Annotated in this window: 15 protein-coding genes; 12 read left to right on the top strand and 3 right to left on the bottom strand. The window is 69.4% G+C overall.

The genetic code is table 11. The features are described 5' to 3' along the window. Positions 1 to 102: 102 nt before the first annotated feature. The 5 genes from JYJ93_RS00740 (at position 103) to JYJ93_RS00720 (ending at position 9,994) form a co-directional block, all read left to right on the top strand. On the top strand, positions 103 to 1,068 hold the full coding sequence (locus tag JYJ93_RS00740; protein ID WP_206785805.1) for an ADYC domain-containing protein: 966 nt from the start codon (positions 103 to 105) through the stop codon (positions 1,066 to 1,068). A 257-nt stretch (positions 1,069 to 1,325) separates the two neighbouring features. Continuing rightward, the gene (locus tag JYJ93_RS00735; RefSeq protein ID WP_206785803.1) at positions 1,326 to 3,200 is read left to right on the top strand and encodes a hypothetical protein; all 1,875 of its coding nucleotides are present in this window, start codon (positions 1,326 to 1,328) and stop codon (positions 3,198 to 3,200) included. Between the two features lie 314 nt (positions 3,201 to 3,514). Beyond that, complete coding sequence (locus tag JYJ93_RS00730; RefSeq protein ID WP_269012940.1) at positions 3,515 to 4,729, top strand: efflux RND transporter periplasmic adaptor subunit; 1,215 nt, start codon at positions 3,515 to 3,517, stop codon at positions 4,727 to 4,729. A gap of 45 nt (positions 4,730 to 4,774) precedes the next feature. Further along, entirely contained in the window at positions 4,775 to 7,960 is a 3,186-nt protein-coding gene (locus tag JYJ93_RS00725; protein WP_206785799.1) for an efflux RND transporter permease subunit, read from the top strand. Between the two features lie 72 nt (positions 7,961 to 8,032). Further along, positions 8,033 to 9,994, top strand: a complete 1,962-nt coding sequence (locus JYJ93_RS00720; protein WP_206785797.1) for a 4-alpha-glucanotransferase — start codon at positions 8,033 to 8,035, stop codon at positions 9,992 to 9,994. A 336-nt stretch (positions 9,995 to 10,330) separates the two neighbouring features. Here JYJ93_RS00720 and JYJ93_RS00715 read toward each other — a convergent pair whose 3' ends face one another. Then, entirely contained in the window at positions 10,331 to 11,446 is a 1,116-nt protein-coding gene (locus JYJ93_RS00715; RefSeq protein WP_206785796.1) for a putative glycolipid-binding domain-containing protein, read from the bottom strand. A gap of 116 nt (positions 11,447 to 11,562) precedes the next feature. On the opposite strand from JYJ93_RS00715, the gene JYJ93_RS40745 reads away from it, so the two are divergent. Together JYJ93_RS40745 and JYJ93_RS00705 are read left to right on the top strand one after the other, a co-directional pair. Further along, on the top strand, positions 11,563 to 12,360 hold the full coding sequence (locus JYJ93_RS40745) for an AraC family transcriptional regulator (protein WP_206785795.1): 798 nt from the start codon (positions 11,563 to 11,565) through the stop codon (positions 12,358 to 12,360). Between the two features lie 76 nt (positions 12,361 to 12,436). Further along, on the top strand, positions 12,437 to 12,844 hold the full coding sequence (locus tag JYJ93_RS00705) for a hypothetical protein (RefSeq protein ID WP_206785794.1): 408 nt from the start codon (positions 12,437 to 12,439) through the stop codon (positions 12,842 to 12,844). 16 nt (positions 12,845 to 12,860) lie between these two features. On the opposite strand, the gene JYJ93_RS00700 is transcribed toward JYJ93_RS00705, so the two are convergent. Then, positions 12,861 to 13,526 (bottom strand): hypothetical protein, encoded by a 666-nt coding sequence (locus tag JYJ93_RS00700; protein ID WP_242543552.1) that lies wholly within the window; start codon positions 13,524 to 13,526, stop codon positions 12,861 to 12,863. Between the two features lie 161 nt (positions 13,527 to 13,687). Between JYJ93_RS00700 and JYJ93_RS00695 the strand changes: the two genes are divergently transcribed. The 5 genes from JYJ93_RS00695 (at position 13,688) to JYJ93_RS00675 (ending at position 20,603) form a co-directional block, all read left to right on the top strand. Then, positions 13,688 to 14,983, top strand: a complete 1,296-nt coding sequence (locus JYJ93_RS00695; protein WP_206785792.1) for an aminotransferase class I/II-fold pyridoxal phosphate-dependent enzyme — start codon at positions 13,688 to 13,690, stop codon at positions 14,981 to 14,983. A gap of 68 nt (positions 14,984 to 15,051) precedes the next feature. Further along, positions 15,052 to 16,338, top strand: a complete 1,287-nt coding sequence (locus JYJ93_RS00690) for an MFS transporter (RefSeq protein WP_206785791.1) — start codon at positions 15,052 to 15,054, stop codon at positions 16,336 to 16,338. Continuing rightward, positions 16,335 to 17,510, top strand: a complete 1,176-nt coding sequence (locus tag JYJ93_RS00685; RefSeq protein WP_206785790.1) for an NAD-dependent epimerase/dehydratase family protein — start codon at positions 16,335 to 16,337, stop codon at positions 17,508 to 17,510. Before JYJ93_RS00690 ends, JYJ93_RS00685 begins: the two co-directional genes overlap by 4 nt. Positions 17,511 to 17,664: 154 nt before the next feature. After that, positions 17,665 to 18,996, top strand: a complete 1,332-nt coding sequence (locus tag JYJ93_RS00680) for an NAD(P)/FAD-dependent oxidoreductase (protein WP_206785789.1) — start codon at positions 17,665 to 17,667, stop codon at positions 18,994 to 18,996. A gap of 242 nt (positions 18,997 to 19,238) precedes the next feature. Further along, positions 19,239 to 20,603, top strand: coding sequence for an IS701 family transposase (locus JYJ93_RS00675; RefSeq protein ID WP_206785788.1), 1,365 nt, complete (start codon positions 19,239 to 19,241; stop codon positions 20,601 to 20,603). Here the strand turns inward: JYJ93_RS00675 and JYJ93_RS00670 are convergent. After that, positions 20,596 to 21,405 carry an Eco29kI family restriction endonuclease gene (locus JYJ93_RS00670; protein ID WP_206785787.1) on the bottom strand — a complete coding sequence of 270 codons (810 nt, stop codon included), beginning with the start codon at positions 21,403 to 21,405 and terminating at the stop codon, positions 20,596 to 20,598. The two genes, JYJ93_RS00675 and JYJ93_RS00670, sit on opposite strands and share 8 nt — an antisense overlap. Between the last annotated feature and the right edge of the window lie 37 nt (positions 21,406 to 21,442).

Genomic DNA, 21,442 nt, shown 5'->3' with positions numbered 1-21,442 from the left:
GCCCGGACGGGCCGCGCGCGGTTGCCGCTCCCACCCACCGGACTGACCTTGTGCCCTGTAACGCGGTGCGGGTCGGGGTCGGGGCAGGGAAGGGGCATCCAGATGAGGACGTTGCAGCGAGTGGTCGCGGCGTGTTTCGCCGTCGTGGCGGTGGGCTGTGGCACGGAATCGTCGGAGCCCGAGGCTCCCTCCCTGCGCACGCAGGTGGCGGAGATGGTCTCCCCCAACGGGCGCAACCTCAATGGACGCAACCTCAACGGCCGCAACCTGAACAACGGCGAGCTGGGCGGCATGCTGGTGTCCGTGGCGTACGCGGGCGCCACCTCCGCCTCCGGCAAGACGCTCACCAACGTGCGGCTGCAGGGCTCCGTCTTCGTCGGCCTGGACGGCCTCAACCCCGTGACGGGCACGGGCTTCACCGGCGCCGTCTTCGTCGGCAAGCTGGGTGACGGCTCCACCCTGCCCGTGCGCGTGGACAGCATCACCCAGGGCAGCGGCGGCGACAGCGACCTGTGGTCCTACCAGGTCTCCTACCAGGGCTCGGACGGCAGCTGGCGCGCCGTGTGCCAGGACGCGAACGGCGGGGCGCTCCCCGCCATCGCCGTGGCCAACCGCTGGAACTACCTCCAGGGCGTGGCGGGCGGCGGCGAGAAGATTGAGGACTCCACCGCCTTCACCTTCGCCTGCGAGGGCGCCGCCATCGCGAAGTGCATGCACTTTGGTTACAAGCCCTGGGCCACCGTCAACGGCCAGAGCCTCGCGGGCCACCACCAGGCCTGCACCCGCATGGTGCGCGCGGACTTCTGCGGCGACGGCGCGTCGCACACCACCGACGGTCAGTGGGTCAACCTCTACGACAGCGTGGGCATCCAGGCCGACACCGAGTCCTGGAGCGTGGAGGCCGAGTGGAGCGAGGCCGGCGCGCGCTGCTTCACCTCGGAGACCCGCGCCCACGCGCCGGTGACGTGCGCGGGCTTCAACCCGATTCCCGACTGCGGCAGCACCAGCCACTTCCAGTCCGGCACCCGCCTCATCAGCGAGTCGCCCTACGGGGTCAGCGGCCTGTAACCTGTCAGGCTACAGCAATCCCAGACTTGTAACGGCTTAGGTTACAAAATCTGGAAGTCGATAAAAGTCAGAGTTTCATGTTATGAGAACGCTCCATTCGCCTCCGCGTCGCAAGGACCGGAGGCACGTGGGGCGTTTTCCGCATTCACGGAGGGGGACGGGGCCGGTGTGTCCGGGGCTCCGCGCACGGTGAGGGGGAGGGTGCCCCATCGCGAGCCTGTCGTCGCGGTATCCCCGTCGTGAGTGGAGCACACCCCATGAAGCCTGAGCTGTCCCTGCTGTGGAAGCATTCCCGGAAGCGCCTGCCGTTCGCGCTGCTGGCCTCGTCGCTGGCGGTGGGCTGTGGCCAGCCCGCCCCGGAGCCGTCCGAAACCCCCGCGCCCTCCGCGCCCCAGGCGGACTCCTCCGCCCAGGCCGTGGACCCGTCCGGCAACCTGGAGGTGGCGCTCGGGACGACCCTGCAGGCCCTGGAGGGGGACGCGGCGCGCCCGGTGGTGGAGTCCCTCTTCGCCATTCCGCAGGGCACGGCCAGCAAGTCCACCGCCACGGTGTTCCAGCTGACGCTGAAGGCGAACCGGGTGGAGAACGAGGCGTTCCGCGGCGGAACGCTGTCGATGGCGGACGGCGCGCAGCAGTTGACGTTCCGCGACGACGGCCAGGGGGGCGACGCGGTGGCGGGGGACCTGCTCTTCACGGCCTCCGGCACGTTCGACTTCGTGGCGCTCCAGGCCCAGCAGCAGCGCATTGCCCAGGCGCAGTCCCAGTCGCCCACGCAGCTGACCACGGCGGTGTTCGAGAACCGCCAGCTGGTGCGCACCGTGCCGGTGACGGCGCTGGGCACGCAGTTCCCGGTGGGCCAGCCCGTGCCCATCCAGCCCATTGGCCTGGCGTCGCTGGTGGACCCCGCGCGCTCGCTCATCATCCGCGCGCCCGCGGTCGTGAACGACGTGACGCGCACTTATGACCCGTGCACCGGCGCGGGCAACCCGACCGGCAAGTGGACGTTCAACTACCTGATGACGGAGATGGCCAACCAGCCCTTCACGGGCGTGGCCCCCTCCACCTTCGTGCGCGAGTGGCTGCGGCAGTGGGAGCAGCCGCGCACCATCAACGGCTTCGTGAACCCGCCGCGCTCGTCCATCGCGGGGAACCTCATCGGCCCCTGGCCGAAGCTGTCCACGGGCGAGCTGAACCTGGCGAAGTCGCCGTTCAAGCTCATCGCCATCGTGAACCGGCTGGACCTGGCCGGCAGCAACCCGGCCTACGGCGCTGGCAGCGCGGGCGAGGGGCGCTTCATCTTCGCGGCCACCACGGGCTCGGGGTCCAGCTGCTACACGGTGCCCTTCCTGGTCATCCTGGAGTACGGGGTGGACAAGAGCGGCTGCGCGGCCATCAAGACCTACGCGCAGCAGTGGCAGGCCCTGTCCGGGCTGGCGCTGGGCAGCGCGTCGTACAACGCGGCGCTGGAGGCGCTGACGGAGCAGTTCGCCAAGCGCGACCTGTCCCCGCGCAAGCCCAACCGCAGCTCCATCAACCAGGTGCGCACCAACGACGACTGGCTGGCCAGCCCCTGGGAGCTGCGTGAGTTCCGCCTGTGGAACGGCTCCATCAACCCGAACTCGTACTCCACCACGCCGCCGCCGGTGCTGGGGCTGCTCAACAGCCACACCGTGGCGCAGACGCCGGACCGCACGCGGCAGACCACGCTGTTCCCGGCCTACGTGAACGCCAACACGGGGCCCATCATCGCGGGCACGTACTCCGTCCCGCTGCCGTGGGCCGGCGGCAACTTCCGCTCGGGCCGCGCCGTCGTGACGAACCCCGTGGCCACCCCGCCGTTCTGGAGCCTGCCGGCGTCCTCCATCCCCAACCGTCAGGCGCGGCACGTCTTCTCGCTCAACACCTGCGACGGCTGCCACGGTGACGAGCTGGGCACGAACTTCACCCACGTGAGCTGGACCGGCGCGCTGTCGCCCTTCCTCAGCGGCGCGCTCACCGTGCCGGACCGCGCGGACGGCACGCCCGTGCGCACCTTCAACGAGGTGCTGGCGCGCCAGACGTTCCTGGACCAGATGGCCAACCAGAGCTGCCTCACCACGGCGTTCGTGACCGCCGCGCCGAGCGTCCACTGAGCGTCGCTCGAAGCTGAAGTGAAGCGCGGCCTCCGTCCCCTCGCGTGGGACGGAGGCCGTCGTCCTTCCAGCCGCCGTTCGCATGCCTCCCCGCCTGTCAGGGCGACAGGCCGGGCGTGTTCTCCAGGTTCACGCACGGTGGTGGCACGACTTCCCCGGCCGGGGGGGCGGCACCACGTTTACCCGGCCCCGGGGACCGCCCCGGGTGGAACTCCAGGGCCAATGGCCCCTGGGGGCCGGGGAGGCAGGCCGTGGGACGCACCGAAGAGACAACGGGCCTTCGAGCCCGGCGCACGTTTTCACGGTGGGGGGCCGTGCTGGCCGTTGCCTGGCTGGCGGGTGCCTGCGGCCAGCGCTCCGAGGCGCCCGCGCCCACCGCGCCGACGGTGGTGTCGCTGGGGCCGGAGAACGTGGTGCGCGTGGAGCCCATGAAGCTGGAGGACGGGCCCGTCATCTCCGGGACACTCCAGGCCCGGCGGCTGGCCAGCGTCCGCGCGGAGGTGGGGGGCAGCATCCTGGACGTGACGGCGGACCATGGCGAGACGGTGAAGGAGGGGCAGTTGCTGGCGCGCGTGGAGGAGCACACGCTGCGTGAGCAGGTGCTGGCGGCCAGTTCCAATCTGCGCGTGGCGCGCAATGCCTTGCAGGTGGCGAAGGCGGATGAACAGCGCAATCAGACCCTCGTCAAACAGGGCGTCATCACCCGCCGCGACTTCGAGCGCACGCAGCTGTCGCGGACGCAGGCGGAGGGGCAGCTGGCGCAGGCGCAAGCGCAGCTGAAGCTGGCGCAGGACCAGCTGTCGCGCACGAAGGTGGTCGCGCCCTTCACGGGCGTGGTGAGCGAGCGGCAGGTGAACGCGGGCGACATCGTCCAGCCGGGCGCGCCCCTCTTCACGGTGGTGGATCCGGAGACGTTGCGGCTGGAGGCCTCCGTGCCCTCGGCGCAGCTGGGCCAGGTGAAGGTCGGCACGCACGTGGACTTCCGGGTGAATGGCTACGAGGGCCGAGCCTTCAAGGGCGAGGTGGAGCGCATCAACCCCGCGGTGGACCCGGCCACGGGGCAGGTGCGCATCTACGTCAGCATCCCCAACAGCGAACAGACGCTGCTGTCCGGCCTGTTCGCGCTGGGGCGCGTGTCGTCCCAGTCCAAGGAGGCGCTGGCCGTGCCGGTGGACGCGCTGGACACGCGCCAGGAGCCGCCCACCGTGCAGCGCATCTCCAACGGCAAGGTGGAGGAGGTGGCGGTGACGCTGGGCCTGCGGGACGACGTGGAGCAGGCCGTGGAGGTGCGCTCGGGGTTGAAGGCCGGGGACGTGGTGCTGCTCGGCTCCGCGCGCGACCTGACCAACGGCACGCCGGTGAAGCTCACCGCCGCGCCGGAAGGGCCGAAGAAGCAGCGGCCCGCCTCTCCACCGGAAGCCCAGCAGGGCGTGGGCGGCGCGGGCAACGCGTCCGGCGGCGGTGGCCCTGGACCGGCTCCGGCCGCGGCCGGGACTTCCACGCCCCCGGCCCAGGCACCCGCGAAGTAGCACCGGGCGTCTCCACTTCTTGAAGAAGCACCGCAGGAGTCGTCCGTGTTCATCTCCGACTTCGCCATCAAGCGCCCCATCATCACCATCACGGCGATGGTGGCGCTCGTCGTGTTCGGCATCGTCGCGCTCATCAACCTGGAGACGGACGAGTTCCCGGACGTTCAGCAGCCGGTCATCAACGTCACCATCGCGTACCCGGGCGCATCACCAGACACGGTGGAGCGCGAGATTGTCGAGCCCATCGAGGACGCCATCTTCGCCATCTCCGGCGTGGACGGGAAGAAGACCACGTCCAGCGCCACGGACAGCCTGGCGAACTTCACGGTCTTCTTCGACTTCGAGAAGGACGTGCAGGAGGCGTCCCAGGACATCCGCGACGCCATCTCCAGCAAGCGCGCGGACCTGCCGCAGGAGATGGAGGAGCCCATCCTCACGCGCTTCGACCCGTCGGACCAACCCATCGTGTCGCTGGTGCTGACGTCGAACGCGCTGGACGTGCCCGCGCTGTCGCTCATCGCGGACCCGATGGTGGTGGGGGATTTGCGCTCGGTGCCGGGCGTGGCGCAGGCCACGGTGGTGGGCGGCGTGGACCGGGAGATGACGGTGCAGGTGCGGCCCGCGGCGCTCCAGGCGGCGGGCCTGTCGGTGGCGCAGGTGGTGGCGGCGCTCCAGGCGCAGAACCTGGCGGCGCCGGTGGGCCGGCTCAATACCGAGCTTCAAGAGAAGACCATCCGGCTCAAGGGCCGCCTGGAGACGCCGGAGGACTTCGCGCAGGTGCCCATCGCGGAGCGCAACGGACGCACGCTGCGGCTGGGGGAAGTGGCGGACGTGTTCGCGGGCACCGAGGAGCCGCGCACCCTGTCGCTCTACAACGGCGCGCAGGCGGTGGGCATCGAGGTCATCAAGGCCAAGGGCTACAGCACCACGGAGGTCGCGGACGGCGTGCGCGAGCGGGTGAAGACGCTCCAGCAGCGGCTGCCCGCCAACGCGAAGCTCGAAATCGTCCGCGACGCGGGCACGCGCGTGGAGAACTCCGTCATCAACGTGCAGCAGGCGCTGATTGAAGGCGCGCTGCTCACGGTGCTGGTGGTGTTCCTGTTCCTCAACTCGTGGCGCTCCACGGTGATTACGGGCCTGGCGCTGCCCGTGTCCGTGCTGGCGTCGTTCGTGAGCGTGTGGGCCTTCGGCTTCACGCTCAACACGATGTCGCTGTTGGGCCTGACGCTGGCCATCGGAATCCTCATCGACGACGCCATCGTGGTGCGCGAGAACATCGTGCGGCACGTGGAGATGGGGAAGGACCACTACACGGCGGCGCGCGAGGGCACCAACGAGATTGGCCTCGCGGTGGCGGCGACGACGTTCTCCATCGTCGCGGTGTTCGTCCCGGTGGCGTTCATGTACGGCGTGGCCGGGCAGTGGTTCAAGCCGTTCGCGCTCACCATCGCGTGCTCGGTGCTGGTGTCGCTGTTCGTGAGCTTCTCGCTGGACCCCATGCTCAGCGCGTACTGGCCCGACCCGCAGGTGGAGAAGGGCGAGCGGCGCAACTTCATCTCGCGGGGGCTTGCGCGCTTCAACCACTGGTTCGACCGGCAGGCGGACCGCTACAAGGGCGTCATCGCGTGGGCGCTGGACCACCGGCTCGCGATGGTGCTGCTGGCGGTGGGCTCGCTGGTGGGCGCGGTGGCGCTGCAGGGCGTCTTCGGCGGCGCGGGCTTCGTGCCGGTGAGCGACCGCGCGGAGATTGAAATGCTGGTGGAGACGCCCGCGGGCTCCAGCCTGGACTACACGCGGCGCAAGGTGGAGGAGGTGTCCCGCCTCACGCGCCAGCACCCGGAGGTCGCGTATACGTACACGACCATCGGCGTGCCGCTGCCGCTGCGCTCGCCGGGCGTGGACCAGGCGCTGGTGTACGTGCGGCTCAAGCCGAAGACGGAGCGCAAGGCGAGCCAGGAGGTGCTGGGCAAGACGCTGCGTCAGGAGTTGCTCGCGGTGGGCGGCGCCAACGTGTCGGTGTTCACCAGCGGCTTTGGCGGGGCCATCAAGTCCATCCAGCTGGAGCTGCGCGGGCCGGAGTCCAAGGGGCTCAACCAACTGGCGCAGCAGGTGATGAAGGAGGTGAAGCAGGTGCCGGGCGCGGTGGACGTGGGGCTGTCCACGCGCGGTGAGAAGCCGGAGCTGGAGGTGGAGCTGAACCGCGGCGTCGCGGGCCAGCTCAACGTGACGGTGGGGCAGGTGGCGCAGTCCCTGCGGCCGGCCTTCGCGGGCCTCGACTCCGGCGACTGGGTGGACCCCATTGGCGAGACGCGTGACGTGATGGTGCGGCTGGCGCCCCAGTTCCGGGAGACGCCGTCCCAGCTGTCGCAGCTACCGCTGGTGGTGGGCACCAGCCCCACGGGCACGCCGGTGGTGGTGCCGCTGGGACAGGTGGCGACGGTGAAGCAGACGGTGGGCCCGGCGCAGATCGACCACCTGAACCGTGAGAAGGTCATCAACGTCCAGGCGAACGTGGCGGGGCGGTCGCTGTCGGAGGTGATGAACGACGTCCAGACGCGGCTCAAGGCGGTGCAGGTGCCTCCGGGCTACGAGGTGTCCACGGGCGGCGAGTCCGCGGATCAGCAGGAGGTGTTCGGCCGGGTGTTCCTGGCGCTGGGCGTGGCGGTGATGTTGATGTACCTCATCCTCGTCATCCAGTTCGGCTCGTTCATCGACCCGCTGGCCATCCTGGTGTCGCTGCCACTGTCGTTGATTGGCGTGGTGCTGGCGCTGGTGGTGACAGGGGACACGCTGAACATCATGAGCCTCATCGGCGTCATCCTGCTGATGGGCATCGTGGCGAAGAACGCCATCCTGCTCATCGACTTCGCCAAGTGGCAGCACGAGAAGGGCATGCCCTTGCGCGAGGCGTTGATTGAAGCGGGGCGCATCCGCTTGCGGCCCATCATCATGACGACCTTCGCGCTCATCGCGGGCATGGTGCCGGTGGCGCTGGGACACGGTGAGGGTGGCGACTTCCGGGCGCCGCTGGGCCGCGCGGTGATTGGCGGCGTCATCACGTCCACGCTGCTCACGCTGCTGGTGATTCCGACGGTGTACGAAATCCTGACGGACGGCCGCACGTGGATGACGGGGAAGCTGCGCCGGGTGTTCAAGGCGCGCGGCCAGGCCCACGGGTCAGCGCACGGCGGCGGCGAGCCCCGGCCCCAGCCTCAGGCCCGGCAGGACTGACGCGGAGAAGATGATCGCGTCACCCTCAAGGAACGGTTGGCGCATCGCGCGGGGGGCCATAGGGTCGGGAGTGTGGAGCTCTTGTCCCCGCTGCCCGATTCGCACCGCTCGCTCGTCACCGAAGCCCTGGAGGCACTGGGTGTCACCCGCTGGGTCCTGAGCATCCATGACCCCAGCTTCCCCGGCCTCCCCGGAGAGGACCTGGGGCGCGGCTCGCCCTACTCCGAGGGCGCCACGCGCTTCCTCGCCTTCGCTCGGGACCTGGGCTTCACCGGCATCCAGCTGGGGCCGCAGGGGCAGACCACCGCGTACAACCCGTCGCCGTATGACGGCACGTTGTTCTCACGCAACACGCTGAACGTGGCGCTCGCGCCGCTCACGGATCCGCACGGCCCCTGGGGCGCGCTGCTGTCCGAGGACACCCTGGCGCGGCTCGTCTCCGAAGTGCCCGGGGATGGGGGGCCGGAGGTCCGGTACGCGTCGGCGTGCCGGGGGCAGGCGCTGGCGCTCCAGGAGGCGTGGGACACCTTCCGGCGCGAGCGGGACCGCGTGGACGCTCCCGCGTCCATCCTCGCGCTCATCCGCCGCTTCGCGGACTTCCGCCTGGAGCAGCGCGAATGGCTGGAGCGGGATGCGCTCTTCGACGTGCTCGCCGCCCGGCATCACACGCCGGATGACTGGCGCGGTTGGGCGGACTCGCTGGAGGGGCGCCTGTTCGCGCCGCGTGCCGGTGAGGTGGTGCAGGCGGAGGCGCGCATCCGGGAGTTGCTCATCTCCGAAGCCGACGCCGTGGAGCAGTACGCCTTCCGCCAGTTCCTCGTGCACGAGCAGCACGGGCTGCTGCGGGAGCGCGCGGGGGCGTGGGGGCTCAAGCTGTACGGGGACCTCCAGATTGGGTTCTCGCCCCGGGACACGTGGGCGCGGCAGGGGCTGTTCCTCGGCGCGTACCTCATGGGGGCTCCGCCCAGCCGCACCAACCCGGAGGGCCAGCCGTGGAACTACCCGGTGCTGGATCCGGAGCAGTACGTTGCTCCGGATGGCTCGGGTCCCGGGCCGGTGCTGCGCTACCTGGACGCGCGGCTGGGCAAGATGCTCTCCGAGTATGACGGGCTGCGCATCGACCATCCGCACGGGCTCGTGTGCCCGTGGGTGTACCGCGCGGGCTCAGCGGATCCGCTGCGCGCGGTGCAGGGTGGGGCGCGCCTGTTCTCCTCGCCGGACCTGCCGGACCACCCGGAATTGGCGCGCTACTCCATCGTGGGACCGGAGCAGCTGAACCGCTCGGTGCCTCGCTACGCGGATGGATGGGTGACGGGGCTCACGGAGGAGCAGGTGGCTCGGTACGCCATCCTCTTCGACTCCGTGGTGCGCACGGCGCGGGCGCACGGCCGGGCCCGCGAGGACGTGCTGTGCGAGGTGCTGAGCACGCTCCCGTACGAGCTGTCACGGGTGATGGCCCGAGACGGCCTGGGCCGCTTCCGCGTCACGCAGAAGGCGGACCTGAACAACCCGGCGGACGTGTACCGCAGCGAGAACGTGGCCCCCGAGGACTGGGTGATGGTGGGCAACCACGACACGAAGTCACTCTGGCGGCTGGTCTCCGAATGGCAGTGGAGGCACGCGCTGCGCACCCAGGCGGATTATCTCGCGGAGCGGCTGCATCCCGAAGCGGAGGGGCGTGAGGCCTTCGCGCGTGAGCTGGCACAGGACCCGGGGCTGCTCGCGCAGGCGAAGTTCGCGGACCTGTTTGCCAGCCGTGCGCGCAGCGTGATGGTGTTCTTCGCGGACCTGCTGGGCATGCCGGACACGTACAACGCGCCGGGCTCCGTGGACGCGCGCAACTGGTCGCTGCGCATCCCAACGGACTGGGCCGAGCACTACCAGCAGCGGCTGCGCGTGGGGGCCGCGCTCAACCTGCCACAGGTGCTCGCCATGGCGCTGCGCGCGGGTGGAGCCGAAGCCCAGGCCCGTCACGCGGACCTGCTGACCCGGCTGGACGCCGCCGCTGCCGGGCTGCGAAGCGGCGCGCGGTAAGCTGCACCTTCCGCGCCAGGACATGCGGCGCTGCACGGCGGCGCGTGGGACGCTCCGGCGGAGGCGCAGCGCGAAAACCTGTCCGACAGTCGGACCGGTCTTGAGCGCCCGGGGTTGGGAGGCTCCCGCTTCACCCGAGCCGTGGAAACCTGTCCGACAGTCGGACAGGTTTTGGATGACCGTGGCCGGGGGCGCTCTCTCCATCGGGAGCACGCGACACACACTTGTCCGACAGCCGGACGCGCTTGGGAGAACTGGGGCTCGGCTACCCTCGGATCCACGTGGCATGGACCTGTCCGACAGTCGGACAGGTTTTGGATGACCGTGGCCGGGGGCTCAGGTGATGCGCCGCATGTCGAAGCGTGATTGGAGCGTCCACTGCCCAGCGGCGTCCTGTACCTCGCCGCGCCAGGTGAAGCGGTCCGCGCCGATGTCGGAGAAGCTCCAGCGGATGGGCTTCCCGTGGTGCTCACCCAGGAGCACGAGCCGGTCGCCATCACGTCCCCCGGACAGCCGGTTGATGGCGTCGCCTGTGGGGCTGATCCAGGTGATCTGCCACTTCCCTCCAGCCCGGTCGAAAGTTCGCACCGTGGTGCCGTAGCGCCTGTTCGCCCCGGGACCTGACTGCGCGGGGGCGCGCCTGGACGGCACGATGAACACGTCCTGCAGGGCCCGCCCCTCCAGCACCCAGTGGAACCACCACTCACCGTGGCTCTCGCGAACGCTCCCATCGGAGTCATGGTCCTGGATGGTCCCGGCCCAGCCTCCCACCAGCCACCCGAAGGTGGCCGCCGCGTCGCCCAGCTCGCTCGAAGGACCCGGGCTCATCAGTGCCTCCACGAACGCCTGCGCCACGGACATGGGCGCGGCGGGCCCTTCCGCGAGCCTGCGCCAGATGCCGGCGTATTCGATGGGCAGCCCGTCCGTGTCCACGTCCAGTATCGCGTGGAAGCCGCTCTCCAGGCTCTCGTAGCGGTAGCGCGCCGGGCCCACGCATGTGTAGCCCTGTCGCGCGGGCACGACCTCCAGCGAAGGGAACCGCACCCAGGCCGCGCGGATCTCCGCGCTGGCGCCTTCTTCCAGCCGCAACCGGTTGATGGGCAGCGCGTTGGTGGAGGGGCTCAAGCCCAGGTCCACATCCGTGCAGCCCTCCAACTCCTCCGCGTCCCGGCCGTTCTTCCGCCAGTGTCCCTCCCCGTCATGCTCCAACGTGAGCGCGCGACGCTCGCCCCGCCACGACTGCGTCACGCTCACCCGGCGCGTGCGCCATGCATCGTCACAGACGATCGAATACTCCGCCCTCAGCGGTGCTCCCTGTTCCGCGACCAGGATCAGCCCGGACAGCTCCGTGCCATCCGGGCCACGCCGCACGTGTGCATGCTCGAACCCCCGTTCATCCATCACGCGCCGCCAGATGATCTCGCGCGTGACTGCTGTTGCCTCCGTCGCCATGATTCGGTCACCCCGTTTGGATGTGCGGGGAGAGGATGGAAGGACGGACCTTGGCCGACTTGGGGAAAGTGGACCTGACCACGGCTCGACGGCTTGCGTCCGGAGACGGCTGGCGCGTGAGCGAGATCCTCTGCCGCTCCGGCCCCAGGGACCCCGTCTTCGAGGAACAGCACACCTGGGTGTCCGTCTCCGCCGTCCTGTCGGGGAGCTTCACCTACCGCTCCCGGAACGGCCGCGTGCTGCTCACGCCCGGCTCGCTGCTGCTCGGGGAACAGCACTCGTCCTTCTGCTGCGGCCACGAGCACGGCGTGGGCGACCGCTGCATCGCCTTCCATTTCAAACCCGAGCTCATGGAAGAGGTGGCCCGGGACCTGTCCGGGGTGACGCGCACGGACTTCCCCTGGCACCGGCTGCCACCCCTCCAGCGGCTCGCACCGCTCATCGCGGACGTGCAGGCGCTGGCCGAGCATCCCGGCTCGCGCGGCGCGGAGGAGCTGGCGCTGCGGATGGCGGGCGCGGCGCTGAGCGGCATCCACGAGGGCTCCACCCGGCCCGTCACCGCCACCGAGGAGCGCCGCTTGGCGGACGCGCTCCGGTTGATGGAGACCCGGCTGGTGGAGCCCCTCTCCCTGGACGTGTTCGCGCAAGCGCTGGGCATGGGCCGTCACCACTTCCTGCGCACCTTCCGCAAGGTGGTGGGAGAGAGCCCCTACAGCTACATCCTGGGCCGCCGCCTGACACTCGCCGCCGAACGCCTGCGGACGGACGGTGAGCGCATCGCGGACATCGCCTATGCGTGTGGGTTTGGCGACCTGTCTGAGTTCGTCCGCCGCTTCCGTGCCCGCTTCGGCATCACGCCGTCCGCGTACCGGGCCCGCGCTCGACCCGGGTCGACCGGGACAGAGCGGGTCTAACCAGTCTCCTTGGAAATCCCTGTTCTCGATGCTATCGGGTCTGCGCAATTCTTGATCTGGGTGAGGCAGGGACCGCGTGGCGAATCATCGTGAGTGGGAGTTCGGAGCGCATCGCGCGTACTTCGAAGAGCCGGACCTGTTGGTGATGAAGTTCAACGGGCCTTCGAAGCTGGAGGACTCGAAGAAGGTGCTGGAGATCTGCCAGGAGGTGTCGAAGAAGGGACCGGTGTTCGTCATCTCCGACGTGTCGAACTCCAGCATCGACAAGGACTCGCGAGAGCTGCTGGTGGCGCAGGCGAAGGCCGAGTGGTTCCGCGGCCACGTCTACCTGGGCACGGGCCCGCTCCAGCGCGCGGGCGCCAAGGCGCTGATGCTCGCGCTCTACTTCACCGGCAAGTGGACGGTGGACGTGGACTTCGCGGACTCGGAGAAGGACGCGCGCGACCTCATCGCGAAGAAGCGCCTCCAGCCTCCCAAGAAGTAGCCGTCTCCCGCGCGCCTCAGTGCTGCACGTCCAGCACGAGGCGCGTGGGGTTCGTCAGCTCCAGCACGCGGAACGGGACGCGGCGCGTGGTGCCCAGCACCCACGTCACCTCGCCCTCGAAGTCGCACACGCGCTCCAGTCCCAGCAGGGACGGCAGCGCGGGCTTGAGCGAGCGCTGCGCCACCGTGGCCTGCCCCTGGTCGTCGTGCGCGCGCGCCAGCGTGAAGCGCACCTCCAGCATGGCCTCTCCCGGCGTCTTCACGTCGTCGCCGGAGCCGCACTGCTGCGCTGACTTCACGTACCCCACCTGGTAGCCCGGCAGGCGCGGCCCGTCGAACTCGAACACCGTGCGGTCGTAGTCCGCGTGCGTCCCCGTGCGCACCGAGCGCAGCGTGATGGCGGGCGGCTCGCCGCGAGGCTTCTGGAGCGTCGCCGTGGTCCACGCCGCGCCCTCGGCGTCCGACGCCGCCGTGGGCGCTGGCCTGCCCGCGTCCTCCTTCACATCCAGCACCTGGTGCACCACCGGGGCGGTGGCGGCCGGGCCCTCGCGCGGCACGGTCCGGGCGGGCGGGGGCACGGCCGGCACGTCCATGGGGACGGTCTGGGGCTCCTGCTTCTGGCAGCCCTGGCCCAGCAGTCCCAACACCACTCCCACCGCGTACAGCCCCTGTCGCAGGCGCATCCGGTTCCTCCCATCAAACCCCGTCAGCCGGGGACTTCCCGAGTCCTCGCACACCACGTGCCCCAGGACCATGGAAGATGCGCCTTCCCGGCGCCGTTGCGTATAGCGTCCGCCGGGCCGCGTCCCCCCGGCCCCCTTCGTGCACTGGAGAGATCCGCATCATGGCCATTGACCTGACCTCCCTCCCGCGTCCCTCTCCCGATGACACCACCGTGAGCACCATGGTGCGTGGACTCGTGGGCAGCGAAATCCTCCGCATCGCGGCGGAGATTCGCGAGCTCGTGGCCAAGGGCAACAAGGTGTGCAACCTCACCGTGGGGGACTTCAACCCGAAGGAGTTCCCCATCCCGGACGGCCTGCGCGACCAGATTGGGGCCGCGCTCCAGGGCGGTGAGACGAACTACCCGCCGTCCGACGGCGTGCTGGACCTGCGCCAGGCCGTGCAGCGCTTCTACGAGCGCTCCCTGGGGCTGAAGTACCCGCTGGAGGGCATCACCATCGCGGGCGGGGCGCGCCCCGTCATCTACGCCATCTTCCGCGCGGTGCTCGACCCGGGGGACGTCGTCGTCTACCCGGTGCCGTCATGGAACAACAACCACTACGCCCACATGCTGGGCGCGAAGAGCGTGGTGGTGACCACGGAGGCGTCCGCGGGCTTCATGCCCACGCTGGCGCAGCTGGAGCCGCACCTGTCCTCCGCGCGCCTGCTGTGCCTGTGCAGCCCGCTCAACCCCACCGGCACGATGATCGACCCGGAGGCGCTGCGCGCCATCTGCCAGCGCATCGTCGAGGAGAACCGCGCGCGCGAGGGCCGCGGCCAGAAGCCGCTCATCCTGATGTACGACCACATCTACTGGGTGCTGAACTTCGGCAAGAAGCACGTCACGCCCGTGGAGCTGGTGCCGGAGATGGCGCCGTACACCGTGTTCGTGGACGGCATCAGCAAGGCCTTCGCCGCCACCGGCGTGCGCGTGGGCTGGGGCGTGGGCGCGCCCACCCTCATCGCCCGCATGCGGGACGTGCTGGGCCACGTGGGCGCCTGGGCCCCCAAGGCCGAACAGCTCGCCACCGCGCGCTACCTGGACGACGTCCCCGCCACCGAGGCCTTCCTGACGGCGATGCGCCAGCGCGTCGACCAGCGCCTGGAGGCCCTCTACAAGGGCTTCCAGCGCATGAAGGACGCGGGCCTGCCGGTGGAGGCCATCGCGCCGCAGGGCGCCATCTACCTCACCGTGCGCTTCAACGTGGTGGGCAGGGATGGCCTCACCACCAACGACGCCATCCGCAAGCGCCTGCTGGAGAAGGCCCGCTTCGCCGTGGTGCCCTTCCAGGCGTTCGGCCTGGCCGAGGACACCGGCTGGTTCCGCCTCTCCGTGGGCGCCACCTCCGTCGCCGAAATCGAGGAGGCGCTGCCCCGCGTGGAGGCCACCGTGCGTGAAATCCTCGCGGCCCGGTAGCCACTTTCCTCCACAGGCTGGCAGGCAGGGAATAGCCTGCCAGCCGTGGCGTTGAGGGCGCCGCCAACATGCTCAAGCGCTTCGTGGACGTCCGTGACGAGGAGGTAGGGGCGGTCCTCGGGGCGTTCGTCTACTTCTTCACGCTGATGTGCGGCTACGCCATCCTGCGGCCCATCCGCAATGAGATGGGCACCGCCGGGGACGTGAAGCACCTGCCCTGGCTCTTCACCGTCACCTTCGTCGTGATGTTGCTGGCGGTGCCGGCCTTCTCCGCGCTGGTGGCGCGCTACCCCCGGCGGGTGGTGGTGCCGCGGGTCTACCGCTTCTTCCTCCTCAACCTGCTGGCCTTCTTCGTGCTGCTCAAGTGGGGCGTGGCGAAGGAGGGCGTGGCGCGCGCCTTCTATGTCTGGCTGAGCGTCTACAACCTGTTCGTCGTCTCCATCTTCTGGAGCTTCATGGCGGACGTGTTCGCCAGCGACCAGGGCAAGCGGCTCTTCGGTTTCATCGCCGCGGGCGGCACCACGGGGATGATTGTCGGCCCGTTCCTGGTGGGCAGGCTGGCGGAGCCGGTGGGGCCGGTGAACCTCATCCTCGTGTCCGCGGTGATGCTGGAGGTGAGCGCGCAGTGCGTGCGCCGCCTGGGCCACTGGGCGAGGGACGTGCAGCACCAGCCCGCCACGCGCGAGGGTCCGGTGGGCGGCGGGATGCTCGCGGGCTTGAGGCTCCTGGTGACGTCGCCGTTCCTGCTCGCGCTGGGGATGCAGGTGCTGCTGTACGCGGCGACCTCCACGTTCCTGTACTACCAGGAGGTGCAACTCGTCGCGTCCCTGGCGAAGGACGCGGCGTCGCGCACGGCGGCGTTCGCGGACATCGACTTCTGGGTGCAGGTGCTGACGCTGGGAATCCAGACGCTCGTCACCGGGCGGGTCATCTCGCGTCTGGGATTGGGCGTGGCGATGGCGGTGGCGCCGGTGCTGACCCTGGTGGGCTTTGGCGTGCTCGCGTTCGCGCCGGTGCTGGCGGTGCTCATCGCCGTCAAGTCGCTCCGGGGCGCGAGCCATTACGCGCTGGAGCGCCCGTCGCGCGAAATCCTGTTCACCACGGTGGACCGCGAGGCCCGCTACAAGTCCAAGAGCTTCATCGACACGGTGGTGTACCGCGGCAGCGACACGCTGAGTGCGTGGCTGCAGGGCGGCCTCACCGCGCTGGGCCTGGGCATGACGGGCCTGTCGCTGGCGGCCGTGCCCGTGGCCGCGCTGTGGCTCGCGGTGGCCCTGTACCTGGCGCGCCAGCAGCGCACGCGCGCCGCTGAATCCATCCCGCAGACGACCCTTCCTGGAGGAACCACGGCATGAAGCTGTCCCGAAGAGGCGTGATTCAAGCAGCGGCCGCGCTGGGCGCGGTCCAGGTGTTGGGCTGTGCGTCGTCCCCCAAGGCGGGACCGGCCCCAGGCTCGGCGTCCGACGACAAGGGCGGGGAGGCTCCGGGCAAGCCCCTGAACATCCTCATCCTGGGCGGCACCCGCTTCCTGGGCCCGGCGCTGGTGCAGGTGGCGCAGGCGCGCGGCCACACGCTCACGCTCTTCAACCGCGGCAAGTCCAACCCGGGCCTGTTCCCGGACGTGGAGAAGCTCCAGGGCGACCGCGACCCCACCAAGGGCGAGGGCCTGAAGGCGCTGCAGGGCCGCAAGTGGGACGCGGTCATCGACACGTCCGGCTACGTGCCGCGCATCGTGAAGGCGTCCGCGGAGCTGCTCGCGCCCAACGTGGGCCAGTACGTCTTCATCTCCAGCGTGTCCGTCTACAAGGAGATGACGAAGAAGGACCTCAACGAGTCCGACGCAGTGGGCACCCTCCCCGACGAGACCACGGAGGAGATTGGCGAGACGAGCTACGGCCCGCTCAAGGCGCTCTGCGAGAAGGCCGCGGAGACGGCGCTGCCCGGCCGCACGCTCAACATCCGCCCCGGCCTCATCGTGGGCCCGGATGACGGCTCCGACCGCTTCACCTACTGGCCGCTGCGCGTGGCGAAGGGCGGCGAGGTGCTGGCCCCCGGCGACGGCGAGGACCCGGTGCAGATCATCGACGCGCGCGACCTGGCCGCGTTCATCATCCGGAACGTGGAGCGCCGCACCATGGGCATCTTCAACGTCACCGGCCCGGTCCAGCCCATGAACATGAAGGGCATGCTGGAGGACATCCAGAAGACCACCGGGAGCGACGCGCGCTTCACCTGGGTGGACAGCGCGTTCCTGGACCAGCAGAAGGTGACGGCCTTCGCGGACATGCCGGCGTGGGTGCCGCGCACCGGGCCGGAGAGCGGCATCGGCGCGGTGAGCATCGCCAGGGCCACGCAGGCGGGGCTGGCTACCCGGCCGCTCGCGGACACCGTGCGCGACACGCTGACCTGGTTCCACGCGCTGCCGACGGACCGCCAGGAGAAGCTGCGCTCGGGCCTGTCCGCTGAGCGCGAGAAGGAAGTGCTCGCGGCCTGGCACCAGGCGAAGGGCACCGCGAAGGCGGGCTGATCCACCGCGTCCTGAGTCCAGATGCCTGGCCGGGGAGCGGCCGGGCATCCGTCCATGGGCCTCCAGGCAGGCGAGGGCGATGCGGTGCTGGCCAGGCGCGTCATGCGTCCGCACCTTTTCCGCCATGGAACGCGACCGGGACAGCAGGCATCACGTGGTCATCGTGGGGGCGGGCTTTGGCGGGCTGGAGGCCGCGAAGGCCCTGGGCAAGGCGGACAACGTGCGGGTGACGGTGGTGGACCGCTACAACCACCACCTCTTCCAGCCGCTGCTCTATCAGGTGGCGACCTCGGTGTTGAACACCGCGGACATCTCCGCGCCCATTCGCAGCGTGCTGCACTCGCGCAACACGGAGGTGCTGCTGGCGGACGCGAAGTCGGTGGACGCGCGCCGCAAGGTGCTCGTCGTGGAGGGCGGGGAGATTGCCTACGACTCGCTGGTGCTGGCGACGGGCGCGTCGCACTCGTACTTCAAGCACCCGGAGTGGGCGGAGGTGGCGCCGGGCCTGAAGACGCTGGACGACGCGGTGCGCATCCGCGAGCGCATCCTGACGGCCTTCGAGGCCGCGGAGCGCGAGCCCGACCCGGCGCGCCAGCGCGAGTGGATGACCTTCGTCATCATCGGCGCGGGGCCCACGGGCGTGGAGCTGGCGGGGGCGCTCGCGTACATGACGCGGCACTCGCTGCCGAAGGACTTCCGGCGCATCGACACGCGCCAGGCGCGGGTCGTCCTGCTGGAAGGCCTGCCTCGCGTGCTGAGCGCCTACTCGGAGGACCTGTCGGAGGCGGCGAAGCGCGACCTGGAGAAGCTGCACGTCGAGGTGCGCACCGGGGCCCTGGTGACGGACCTGGACGCGGAGGGCGTCACGTTCGGTGACGAGCGCATCGCCACGCGCACGGTGCTGTGGGGCGCGGGGGTGGCGGCGTCGCCGCTGGTGCGCTCGCTGGAGGTGCCGCTGGACCGTGCGGGGCGGGTGAAGGTGACGCCGCTGCTCACGGCGCCGGGCCTGCCGGACGTGTATGTGATTGGCGACGTGGCGGCGGCGGAGCAGCACGGCAAGCCCGTGCCGGGCATCGCGCCGGCGGCGATGCAGATGGGGCGGCACGCGGCGAAGACCATCCGCGACCGCCTGGCGAACAAGCCGCTGCGAGCGTTCCGTTACCACGACAAGGGTAGCTTCGCGGTGATTGGCCGCGGCTATGCGGTGGGCGTGCTCTTCGACAAGTGGCGCATGAAGGGGCTGCCCGCGTGGTGCGTCTGGGCGGGCGTGCACATCGCCTACCTCATCGGCTTCCGCAACCGGCTCTTCGTGATGCTGAACTGGGGCTACACGTTCTTCACCCAGGGGGGCCGGAACATGCGGCTCATCACCCACAACGTGTCCAAGCGCATGCCCGCACTGGCCCCGTCCCGCCAGGCGCCCGCCCTGCCTCCTGCTCCTGTGCGTCCGGAGCTCCCGGCGTCGCAGCCCGCGCCGGTGCACTGAGGAAAGAAGACCTGGGACGTGGTGCGCAAGTCGCCCCGGTGCCTGCTGGCGCCGGGGCGATTTCCGTCATCCAACTCTCGAACCAATGGCGGAGCGGTCATCGCTCAATGCCGCTCACCCAATTTCGAGATGGTTTCTAGGATGCCAGAAACAGGGGATTTAGACGTTCCCGCTATTCAATGCGGCTCGTTAGTACTACCCGGTCACTTGAATCCAGGGGGCCCGTGTGATCTACGGCCGGGATGACACCCGCGCAGCTCAAGAAGTTGGATGAGTCGCTGAGCGCCTATCTCGAAGAGATGGTCGCCGGCATGGGGCGACTGGAGAGGCGGCGCGCCATGGAGGCCTATGTCACGGGCCTACTGCTGGATGGGGAGCGCAAGAGCATCGAGCCGATGGCGGCCCGGCTGGTAGAGGACGCCAGGGATGTCGAGGCAATGCGCCAGCGACTGCAGCAGTGCGTCTCGCAAGGGACGTGGAGCGACGAGGCGCTGAGGGAGCGACTGGCGCGGAAGCTGGAAGAGCGGCTGCCGGAGGTGGAAGCCCTTGTGGTGGACGACACGGGCTTCCCGAAGAAGGGGAAGCACTCGGTGGGAGTCGCCCGTCAGTACTCGGGGACGCTGGGGCGCACGGACAACTGCCAGGTGGCCGTCAGCCTGCATTTGGCTGGGGCTCGTGGCAGCGGGTGTATCGGCATGCAGCTGTACCTGCCCGAGGAGTGGGTGACGGAGAAGGACCGACGCAAGGCGGCCGGAGTCCCCGAGGCGGTAGGCGCCTCGCGCAAATGGGAATTGGCGCTGTCGCAGTTGGATGACGCGTTGGAGTGGGGCGTGCGCAAGCACGTCGTCCTGGCGGATGCGGGGTATGGCAATTGCCGGGAGTTTCGCGAAGGACTCACGGCACGCGGGCTGCCCTACCTCGTCGCCGTGCCGGGGCAGCACAAGGTGTGGCCTCCGGGGGCGACGCCGCACCTGCCCGTGAAGAAGGCTGGCGCGTACGGACGCCCCCGGACTCGCTTCGTCGACGACAGCGGCGTGCAGCCCTGGACGATTGAAGAGTTGGCGCGCCAGTTACCCGAGGAGGAGTACCGCCGCATCAGCTGGCGCGAGGGCAGCCGCGGCACGCAGTCCTCCACTTTCGCCGCAGTGCGAATCCAGGTCGCTGAAGGCCATGTCGTGCGCAAGGCGCCCGGCGCTCCCGAGTGGCTCCTGTGTGAGTGGCCGCCGGGCGAGGCCGCGCCAACGAAGTACTACCTCTCGTCTCTGCCGGAAGACACGCCCCTCAAACGCCTCGTCACCCTGGCGAAGCTGCGCTGGCGCGTCGAGCGCGACTACCAGGAGATGAAGGGCGAAGTCGGCCTGGACCATTTCGAGGGCCGCACCTGGAGAGGCTTTCACCACCACGCCACCCTCTGCATGGTGGCCCATGGCTTCCTCGCGCTCCGTCGAGCGCTTTTTCCCCCGGAGGAGGATTCCCTGGCCCCTTCCCCAGGTGCGTCGGCGGCTTCAGCATCTGCTGCTGCGCCGCCTCGGCCATTGTCCGCTGTGCCTCCGCAGACTCGGCGCTCGCGCTCCTCCTCGAGGACCGTCACGCATCTGATCAAGTAGTATTAGGTACGATGTACCAGCCTACAGGTTGCTGAATGAGTTTCCAGCCTGGCGCAAGAAGGCCTTTCACGAGATCAACCCACTGGATGAATGGCAGCGTTTGAGGCGTGATGCCGTGACGCGCCACATGCGCTGCCTTGAATTTTGCCTTGTATTCTTTTGGAATGGTGAACGTGATGGGTGATTGTGAGCCGATGACTGCCACAAGGTCGGAAAGCACAAGGGGCTCGGAGGTGCCTGCCAGCACGGAATGTGTCAGGTCTGGTGGATACTGACGACTCCAAGCGGATGCTGCGGTTCGGTCCCGGCCATATCCCGGGACCTTCGAACCGAATCCGCTCAAGTTCCAATCCGCCATTCCGCGTCGTGAAAAGAAATCAATCAGAGCACCTTCAGCCACATCGACCAGGGATGGGTCCTCAACGAAAGCGTACCGGCACCGCACCTCGGCAAGCGAGATTCCAGTGCGGCCACGAAGTTTACCTATATGTTCTCGAAGACGAACACTGATGGGCCGCGACGTTTTGCCGATGTACTTTGGCTGGTCATGCAGAAGGAGTTGGTAGAAGCCCGGATACTTCGCGTCCTCCGCCTCACGGATCGGAACAGCAGCGACACGGGAAAGCTTCTCAAGAAGCTGTGCAAGAATCGCGGGCCCGAGTTCGAAGCGAAAGACTAAGTGATCTGGCTCATCCCGAATTGGGGCGATGACTCGAGACGCCGGCTCCCCTTCGGGTGTCTGCTCATCGGGTTCGTCGTGAGCATCGGTCTGAAGGATCGGGTCCTGTGGATCGCGGGGCATGTTGATTTCAAGGTGCTTGCCGACCCTCGTCTACGCA

This window comes from Corallococcus sp. NCSPR001, assembly GCF_017309135.1.
In the GTDB taxonomy this organism is placed as follows: domain Bacteria; phylum Myxococcota; class Myxococcia; order Myxococcales; family Myxococcaceae; genus Corallococcus.
This window is presented reverse-complemented; position numbering and strand designations above follow the sequence as displayed.